The organism is Janthinobacterium sp. GW821-FHT03C08 (genome assembly GCF_059420905.1).
On sequence record NZ_JBWKUP010000018.1, the window covers coordinates 113,994 to 121,312 of the forward strand.

A 7,319-nucleotide genomic window follows, 5' to 3' on the forward strand; every position below is an offset into this window, starting at 1 on the left:
GTTAGGCCTCCGGGTCAGGCCGGCTTACGCTCCTTGACGATGCCGCGATAGATCAGCCAAGTTGCCAGCAGGCTGATGGCGCCGGCGCCGGCCATCCAGTAGCCGGGTGCCGCCTTGTCGCCCGTACTCTCGATCAGCAAGGTCGATACCAGCGGCGTCATGCCGCCAAACAGCGCGGTGGCCAGGCTGTAGGCCAGCGAAAAGCCCGTGGTCCTGACGCTGGCCGGAATGATTTCCGTCAGCGCGACGATGGTGGCGCCGTTGTAGCTGCCATACAGGAAGGACAGCCACAATTCCACCATCAGCATGTGGTCGAAGCTGGGACGGGCGACCAGCCAGGACAAGGCCGGATAGGCCGTCAGCAGCGTCAGCGCCGCGCATGCCGCCATGATGGGCCAGCGTCCGATGCGGTCGGACAGTGCGCCCATCAGCGGCAGCCAGAGGAAATTCGACAGGCCGATGCACAAGGTGACGAGCAGGCTTTCCTCGGTGCTGAGCTTGAGCACGCTCTTGCCGAAGGTCGGCGTGTAGACGGTGATCAGGTAGAACGCCACCGTCGTCAGGACGATCAGCATCGCGCCGGCGACGACCAGCGGCCAGTTCAGGCCGATCGTCGCCAGCATCTGGCGGAAGGTCGGATGCGACTTGCGCGTCAGGTAAGCCTCGGTCTCCTGCAGCGAGCGGCGGATGTAGAACACCACGGGGATAATCGAACAGCCGATGAAGAAGGGGATGCGCCAGCCCCAGTCCGCGATGAATTCCTTGCTCAGGGTCTCGTTGAGGAAATAGCCGAGCGCGGCGGAAAAGATGACGGCCAGCTGCTGGCTGGCCGATTGCCAGCTGACGTAATAGCCCTTGTTGCCAGGTGTTGCCATTTCGGATAGGTAGACCGACACGCCGCCCAGTTCCACGCCGGCGGAAAAGCCTTGCAGCAAACGCCCGGCCAGCACCAGGAATGGCGCCAACAGGCCGATGGTGGCGTAGCCGGGCACGAAGGCGATCAGCGCCGTGCCGGAGGCCATGATGGCCAGGGTCAGCACCAGGCCCTTGCGGCGGCCGATGCGGTCGATATAGCTGCCGAGGATGATGGCGCCGAGCGGGCGCATGAAAAAACCGGCGCCGAAGGTGGCGAACGTCATCATCAGGGCCGCATATTCGCTGGTGGCGGGGAAGAACGCCCTGGAAATGTACGTTGCATAAAAGCCGAACAGGAAAAAATCGTACATTTCGATGAAGTTCCCGCTCGTCACGCGGATGACGGTGGCGATGCGCGAGGGAGCGCGCGCCGGTGCCGATGGCGCCAGCGCTTCGGCGACGGGGGTGGCGGTGGATGGAATGGCCATGGTTTACCTCTGGAGAAAAGATGGAGTGACGTCGCTTAGTGCGCGCTTGGCATCGGCTTTGGCGCCGGCGGCAGCGCCGATGCCGGCTGCAGGCCGGTGGCCTCGATCGCGCCGGCGCTGGCGGGAGCGGCGAGGAAGCGCAGCAAGGCGCGTGCGGCGTCCGGCTGCCGGGCATCGCGCACCAGCGCCGCTGAAAACTCCGTCAGCTGCTGCACCTGCGCCGGCAGCAGGCCGACGAGGTCGATGCCTTCGACCGGCATCAGCTCGCTGCGCTGCTGGCAGCCGAAATCGGCCTGGCCGCGGGCGATGATTTCACCGACCGGGGTGGCGGGAATTTTCGCGGCCTTGCCCTGCATCTGCTGCACGATGTGGAGCTTGTTCATCAGCTGCCGCTCGATGTATTCGCCGCTGGCGCTGTCGGAATAAGCCACTGTTTGCGCTTGCAGGAAAGCGCTGCGCAAGCCATCGATGGTGCTGATGTCCGGCTTCGCCGCGCCGTGCCGCACGGCGCAGGCGATCGGCGACTGCGCCAGCACCACCTTGCTGCCGGGGACCAGGCGGCCTTCCTGCATCAGCTTGTCGAGCGCGTCGCCGACCATGATGACGACGTCGATCCGCTCGCCGCGCACCAGGCGCGCCGGGATCGCATTGCTGGTGGTGCCCATCGACGGCCCCCATGCGGACAGCAGCCTGTCGCCGCTGGCACGCTCGTAGGCGGGCGCCAGGTTCCTGTAGGCCTGGGCGAAGCCGCCCGAGCTGACCACGTGGATGTCGGCGGCGTGCGCCGTGCCGGCGGCAAGCAGGAGCAGCGCCGCAAGAAGGGGGCGGGACTTTCGCGGCAGAGCAGGGTGAAGCATGATGGTGACTCCTATCGTTCATTTTTTTGGCGTGCGGCCCGGCGTCAAGCCGGCGCCATGACGGTCGCTGGCGCGCAGTGAGCGCGGTTTTTCGGGGGAAGGTGGCGGCTGGCGCGGTCGATGCCGCGGCGCATGGCGGGCGTGATGCCGCCTGGCGCCCGTAACAGCGCGCACGTACAACGAAGTCGCATGGTGTCTCCTGTGGGGTGATGCCTTCTTGGCGAGGCTCAGCATGAAGATCCCATCATCGTTGAAATGGCATAATTTGATAATTGCAATTTTTCCGAGGATTAATGCATGTCGCGCATCAATTACGACTTACATGATTTGCAGGCCTTTGTGGCCGTGGCGGAGCGCAACAGCTTTCGCCAGGCGGCGGCCGATCTGTTCCTGTCGCAGCCTGCGCTGAGCCGCCGCATCGACAAGCTGGAGGATGCCCTGGGCGTCAGGCTGTTCGCGCGCACCACGCGGCGCGTGCAGCTGACCAATGTGGGGCAGGCCTTCCTGGTGAACGTGCGCGATGCGCTCAACGGGCTGGAAGATGCCGTGCTGGGCGTGGCCGACCTGGCCGCGCACCGCACCGGGACGGTGACGTTCGCCTGCGTCCCCTCGGCCGTCTGGCACTTCCTGCCCGATGTGCTCAAGCGCTTCAGCGCGCAGTTCCCGAAGATCCGCGTGCGCGTGCATGACGAAAGCGCGCAGGACGTGCTTAACCTCGTGCTGGCCGGGGAGGCGGATTTCGGCATCAGCTTTACGGGGGCGGAAAATCCCGAGATCCATTTCCAGCCCATCTATGTCGAAAGCTACGTGCTGGCGATGCGGCACGATCATCCGCTGGCCAGGCGCAAGAAGCTGAGCTGGAAGGAGACCGTCGACGAACGCTATATTTCGGTGGCCAAGTCGAGCGGCAACCGCAGCGTGCTCGACGCCGCGCTGTCCGGCGTGGAAAAGCATCCGTGGATCTCGTGCGAGATCAACCATGTGTCAGGCGTGCTGGCGCTGGTGGCGTCGGGGCTGGGCGTGGCGGCGGTGCCGGGGCTGTCCATCCTGCCGGCGCAGCAAAATACGGTGGTCGGCGTGCCGCTCGTCAATCCCGCCGTCAAGCGGACGCTGGGCCTGATCAGCAAGCACCGGCACGCGATGCCGCCGGCGTCGCGCACTCTGTTCGACATGCTGATCGCGAGCATGGAAAAGCAGCGGCGGGCGACGTGAGGGCATAGGCGCGGCAGGCGCACGGCCGCCTTGCCGGCGCAGGGCTGTGCCTGGCCTGTCCGTCAGCGTGGGCGAGATGATTGCCGCGCTGGAGCAAGTCCCTGGCGCGGCACCTGGCGGCCGATGCGGATTTCGCCGCAATCGTCGGCGCGTACATCGACGAGGCGACAGCATGAAGCCGCGCAGCGTGGATTCGCTGCGGCACGGCGACTAATCCGACAACGCTGTTGGCTCAGCTACTGTTGTCGGATCACGCAGGCCTGGCGGCCAGCTGATCCGGCCTGCATGGGACTTATTTGCCCAGGATCGAGGCCACGTTGTCCGTGCCGGGGGCGCCGAACAACTGCTGCTTGAGGATGTGCAACTGGTCGCGCACTTGCGCCGCCTTTTCGAACTCCAGGTTCTTGGCGTGGTCGACCATCAGTTTTTCCAGGCGCTTGATTTCCTTGCTGACCTGTTTCTCGCTCATGGACTCGAACTTCGCCGCTTCCTGCGCCACTTGCAGGGTTTCGCGCGCTTCCTGCGGGCTGTAGACGCCGTCGATCATTTCGCGGATCGATTTTTTGACGCCGATCGGCACGATGTTGTTGGCCGTATTGAAGGCGATTTGCTTGGCGCGGCGGCGTTCCGTCTCGTCGATGGCGCGGCGCATGGAGTCCGTGATGCGGTCACCGTACAGGATCGCCGTGCCGTTCAGGTTGCGCGCGGCGCGGCCGATGGTCTGGATCAGGCTGCGTTCGGAACGCAGGAAGCCTTCCTTGTCCGCGTCGAGGATGGCCACCAGCGACACTTCCGGCAAGTCCAGGCCCTCGCGCAGCAGGTTGATCCCCACCAGCACGTCGAAGGTGCCCAGGCGCAGGTCGCGCAGGATTTCCACGCGCTCCACCGTTTCGATATCGCTGTGCAGGTAGCGCACCTTGATGCCATGGTCGCCCAGGTATTCCGTCAATTGCTCCGACATGCGCTTGGTGAGGGTCGTCACCAGCACGCGCTCGTCCTTCTTGATGCGTTCGACGATTTCCGACATCAGGTCGTCCACCTGGCTGCTGGCCGGGCGCACGATGATCTGCGGGTCGACCAGGCCGGTCGGGCGCACCACCTGTTCGACCACCTGGTCGGAATGGTTCTTTTCGTATTCGGCCGGCGTGGCCGAGACGAACACGGTCTGGCGCATCTTCTGCTCGAATTCCTCGAATTTCAAGGGCCGGTTGTCCAGCGCCGACGGCAGGCGGAAGCCGTAGTCGACCAGGTTCGTCTTGCGCGAGCGGTCGCCGTTGTACATGGCGCTCAGCTGGCCCGTCAGCACGTGCGACTCGTCGAGGAACATCAATGCGTCGGGCGGCAGGTAGTCGACCAGGGTCGGGGGCGGTTCGCCCGGCAGCGCGCCGGACAGGTGGCGCGAGTAGTTCTCGATGCCCTTGGTGAAACCGATCTCCGCCATCATTTCCAGGTCGAAGCGGGTGCGCTGTTCCAGGCGCTGCTCTTCGATCAGTTTATTTTCCTTGCGGAAGAACTCGAGGCGTTCGCGCAGCTCGTCCTTGATGGTTTCCACGGCGCGCAGCACGGTGGAGCGGGGCGTCACGTAGTGCGAGCCCGGGTACACGGTGAAGCGGGGGATTTTTTGCCGTACGCGGCCCGTCAGCGGGTCGAACAGCTGGATCGATTCGATCTCGTCGTCGAACATTTCCAGGCGCACGGCCAGCTCCGCATGCTCGGCGGGGAAGATGTCGATGGTGTCGCCCCGCACGCGGAAGGTACCGCGGCCGAAATCGACCTCGTTGCGCGTGTACTGCATCTGGATCAGGCGCGCGATGACGTCGCGCTGGGCGACCCGGTCCTTCACGCGCAGGGTCAAAATCATCTGGTGGTATTCATTCGGGTTGCCGATACCATAGATGGCCGAGACGGTGGCGACGATGATGACGTCGCGCCGCTCCATCAGCGACTTGGTGCACGACAAACGCATCTGCTCGATGTGTTCGTTGATCGATGAATCCTTTTCGATGAACAGGTCGCGCTGCGGCACGTAGGCTTCCGGCTGGTAGTAATCGTAGTAGCTGACGAAGTACTCGACCGCGTTCTGCGGGAAGAAGTCGCGGAACTCGCTGTACAGCTGCGCCGCCAAGGTCTTGTTGGGCGCGAAGACGATGGCGGGCCGGCCCATGCGCGCGATGACGTTGGCCATGGTGTAGGTCTTGCCCGAACCGGTCACGCCCAGCAGGGTCTGGAAGGCCAGGCCATCGGCAATCCCTTCGGATAACTGGGCGATCGCCGAGGGCTGGTCGCCTGCCGGAGGGAAGGGCTGGTGCAGCTTGAAGGGGGAGTCCGGGAAAGAGATAATTGCGCTTTCCGCCTCGCTGGCGGTAGATAATTCGGGCATGTGAATCAGACCTTTGTTAGAATAGTGCTCTGCTGGCGGCCCTGGCGTTGTATTTTGGGGCGCTGTCTACAACTCCGCTGTGAACCTGCTTCCAATCGAATCCAATCTTATCATGACGAACCCAACTGTTTCTGCCAGTCTGTTTAGCGCCATCGAGATGGCCCCACGCGACCCGATCCTGGGCATCACCGAAGCATTTAACGCGGACCAGAATCCCGCCAAGATCAATCTGGGCGTCGGCGTCTATTATGACGACAACGGCAAGGTGCCTCTGTTAGCTTGCGTACGCAAGGCGGAAGCCATCCTGATCGAACAGGCTGCCCCACGCACCTACCTGCCGATCGAAGGCCTGGCAGCCTACGACAAGGCGGTGCAGGAACTCGTATTTGGCGCCGATAGCGCCGTAATTCAAGAGCGCCGCGCCGTCACCGTGCAAGCCATTGGCGGCACGGGCGCGTTGAAGATCGGTGCCGACTTCCTGCAGCGCTTTGCGCCGGGTGCGCAAGTCTACATCAGCGATCCTAGCTGGGAAAACCACCGCGCGCTGTTCGAAAACGCCGGTTTCGTCGTGAATAACTACACCTACTACGATGCCGCCACCCATGGCGTGAACTTCGACGGCATGTTGGCCAGCCTGAACGCCATGCCGGCCGGCTCCATCGTCGTGCTGCACGCCTGCTGCCACAACCCGACGGGCGCCGACCTGAGCGTGGCCCAGTGGGACCAGATCATCAGCGTCGTCACGTCGCGCGGCCTGGTGCCGTTCCTGGACATGGCCTACCAGGGCTTCGCCAACGGCATCGCCGAAGACGGCGCCGTGGTGCGCCGCTTCGCCGACGCGGGCGGCCCGCTGCTGGTGTCGAACTCGTTCTCGAAGTCGTTCTCGCTGTACGGTGAGCGCGTGGGCGCCCTGAGCGTCGTCGCCTCGAGCGCCGATGAAGCGGCCCGCCTGCTGTCGCAGTTGAAGCGCGTCGTGCGCACCAACTACTCGAATCCGCCGGTACACGGCGGCAAGGTGGTCGCCACCGTCCTGGCCACGCCGGAACTGCGCCAGCTGTGGGAAGAGGAACTGGCCGGCATGCGCGTGCGCATCCGCGAAATGCGCAACGCCTTCGTGGAAAAACTGAAAGCCAAGGCGCCAGGCCACGATTTCGAATTCGTGCGCCAGCAGATCGGCATGTTCTCGTACTCCGGTCTCACCAAGGAGCAGGTGGCATCGCTGCGCGAGCAGTCGATCTACGCCGTCGACACGGGCCGTATCTGCGTTGCAGCATTGAATTCGCGCAATATCGACATCGTTATTGACGCGATCGCCAAAGTGCTTTAAGATCTTGCTTCTTCGGCGCTGCATGCAAGTGCGGCGCTGGTGGCAGTAGAAGGTCGGCGATGGCCGTGTTTGGCGAGGTGCAGTAGCAGTCTTGCAAATGCGGAATAAACGACATATAATATTGCCTCTTTTCCCTGATAGCTCAGTTGGTAGAGCGACGGACTGTTAATCCGCAGGTCCCTGGTTCGAGTCCAGGTCGG

6 protein-coding genes are annotated in these 7,319 nt (G+C 63.7%); 2 read left to right on the plus strand and 4 right to left on the minus strand.

What is annotated here, in order from left to right; all coding sequences use genetic code 11:
- Nucleotides 1-14: 14 nt before the first annotated feature.
- The 3 genes from AC07VL_RS23410 to AC07VL_RS23420 are packed head-to-tail and all read right to left on the minus strand — an operon-like array spanning nucleotide 15 to nucleotide 2,391.
- Nucleotides 15-1,343: an MFS transporter gene (locus tag AC07VL_RS23410; RefSeq protein WP_494807971.1), complete on the minus strand. Its 1,329-nt coding sequence runs from the start codon at nucleotides 1,341-1,343 to the stop codon at nucleotides 15-17.
- Nucleotides 1,344-1,378: 35 nt separating this feature from the next.
- A complete protein-coding gene (locus tag AC07VL_RS23415; RefSeq protein WP_494807972.1) occupies nucleotides 1,379-2,200 on the minus strand; it encodes a substrate-binding domain-containing protein in 822 nt (273 codons plus the stop codon).
- Between the two features lie 44 nt (nucleotides 2,201-2,244).
- Nucleotides 2,245-2,391: a hypothetical protein gene (locus tag AC07VL_RS23420; RefSeq protein ID WP_494807973.1), complete on the minus strand. Its 147-nt coding sequence runs from the start codon at nucleotides 2,389-2,391 to the stop codon at nucleotides 2,245-2,247.
- Between the two features lie 106 nt (nucleotides 2,392-2,497).
- On the opposite strand from AC07VL_RS23420, the gene AC07VL_RS23425 reads away from it, so the two are divergent.
- The gene (locus AC07VL_RS23425; RefSeq protein ID WP_494807974.1) at nucleotides 2,498-3,412 is read left to right on the plus strand and encodes a LysR family transcriptional regulator; all 915 of its coding nucleotides are present in this window, start codon (nucleotides 2,498-2,500) and stop codon (nucleotides 3,410-3,412) included.
- A gap of 292 nt (nucleotides 3,413-3,704) precedes the next feature.
- Here AC07VL_RS23425 and uvrB read toward each other — a convergent pair whose 3' ends face one another.
- The gene (gene uvrB, locus AC07VL_RS23430; protein ID WP_494807975.1) at nucleotides 3,705-5,792 is read right to left on the minus strand and encodes an excinuclease ABC subunit UvrB; all 2,088 of its coding nucleotides are present in this window, start codon (nucleotides 5,790-5,792) and stop codon (nucleotides 3,705-3,707) included.
- Between the two features lie 112 nt (nucleotides 5,793-5,904).
- Here uvrB and AC07VL_RS23435 point away from each other — a divergent pair, with 112 nt between their 5' ends.
- The gene (locus AC07VL_RS23435) at nucleotides 5,905-7,119 is read left to right on the plus strand and encodes an amino acid aminotransferase (protein WP_175444492.1); all 1,215 of its coding nucleotides are present in this window, start codon (nucleotides 5,905-5,907) and stop codon (nucleotides 7,117-7,119) included.
- Nucleotides 7,120-7,319: the final 200 nt, after the last annotated feature.